This window comes from Olavius algarvensis spirochete endosymbiont (assembly GCA_900608495.1).
In the GTDB taxonomy this organism is placed as follows: Bacteria; Spirochaetota; Spirochaetia; order DSM-2461; family DSM-2461; genus UBA2779.
The window spans coordinates 1-273 of the sequence record UWYT01000206.1; the positions used below are offsets into that span (position 1 = coordinate 1).

Sequence of the window (273 nt, forward strand, 5' to 3'; positions counted from 1 at the left end):
CGGCGTGATTTTCCGGATGCGGTGGTTGCCTTGTTCTGCCACATAGACATTGCCCTCTGAATCCACAGCCACTCCGCGGGGGAGGTTGAACCGTACCGTGCTGCCGGTGCCATTCTCAAAACCCGGAGTGCCACTGCCCACAAAGGTGCTTATCACCCAGGCCATGCTCTCGGAAATGTTGCAGGATGCCAAGAGGCTTATAAGAACCAAAATCGGGATACTGGATATCTTATTCATAAGTTAAATAGCTTCTTATCTAGATTGACTGCGAAC

General features: G+C 50.9%; 1 protein-coding gene. It reads right to left on the reverse strand.

Annotated elements, in window-relative coordinates:
- A partial coding sequence (locus S1OALGB6SA_RS06340) for an SBBP repeat-containing protein (protein WP_195910330.1) occupies positions 1 to 237 on the reverse strand: 237 nt, incomplete at its 3' end.
- Positions 238 to 273: the final 36 nt, after the last annotated feature.